This window comes from Acinetobacter pollinis (assembly GCF_015627175.1).
Taxonomy (GTDB): domain Bacteria; phylum Pseudomonadota; class Gammaproteobacteria; order Pseudomonadales; family Moraxellaceae; genus Acinetobacter; species Acinetobacter pollinis.
Window position 1 is genome coordinate 1 of the sequence record NZ_VTDQ01000090.1, and the last position, 1,203, is coordinate 1,203.

Genomic DNA, 1,203 nt, shown 5'->3' on the forward strand with positions numbered 1-1,203 from the left:
ACAGTGATGGCAACCTAATTGTTGGTCTTGCTAAAGATGCAACCTTTACTAGTGTAACTACTGGCAACACGACGATTAATAATGATGGTTTGACCATCTTAAACGGTCCAAGTGTTACATCTTCAGGGATTGATGCAGGTAGTAAAACCATTACCAATGTCGCAGATGGCGTAAACTCTACGGATGCTGTAAATAAAGGACAGTTAGATACAGCAACTACCAACTTAACTAATGCAGGGTTAAACTTTGCAGCGAACTCTGGTAGTACAATTCATAAAAACTTAGGTGAAACCTTGACTATTAAAGGAACAGGAACTAAGGATGATAGTGAATACGACAGCTCGAACATTAAAACTACAACTGACAGTGATGGTAATTTGATTGTTGGTCTTGCTAAAGATGCAACCTTTACTAGTGTAACTACTGGCAACACGACGATTAATAATGATGGTTTAACTATCTTAAATGGTCCAAGCGTTACGTCTTCAGGAATTGACGCTGGCAGTAAAACTATTACCAATGTCGCAGATGCTGTTAATGGAACAGATGCTGTTAACAAAAATCAGTTAGACGATGCAACAAGTAGCTTAACTAGTACTGGTCTCAACTTTGCAGCGAACTCTGGTAGTACAATTCATAAGAACTTAGGTGAAACCTTAACCATTAAAGGAACAGGAACTAAGGATGATAGTGAATACGACAGCTCGAACATTAAAACCACAACTGACAGTGATGGTAATTTAATTGTTGGTCTTGCTAAAGATGCAACCTTTACTAGTGTAACTACAGGAAACACAACACTAAATAGCAATGGCTTAACCATCGTAAATGGTCCAAGCATTACATCCTCAGGAGTTGATGCAGGTAGTAAAACCATTACTAATGTGGCAGATGCTGTTAATGGAACAGATGCTGTTAACAAAAATCAGTTAGACGATGCAACAAGTGGTTTAACCAGTACTGGTCTCAACTTTGCAGCGAACTCTGGTAGTACAATTCATAAGAACTTAGGTGAAACCTTGACCATTAAAGGAACAGGAACTAAGGATGATAGTGAATACGATAGTTCGAACATTAAAACCACAACTGACAGTGATGGCAACCTAATTGTTGGTCTTGCTAAAGATGCAACCTTTACTAGTGTAACTACTGGCAACACGACGATTAATAATGATGGTTTGACCATCTTAAACGGTCCAAGTG

Annotated in this window: 1 pseudogene; it reads left to right on the forward strand. The window is 38.6% G+C overall.

The features are described 5' to 3' along the window. Positions 1 to 1,203, forward strand: a pseudogene (locus I2F23_RS13825) (YadA-like family protein); the annotation flags it as partial.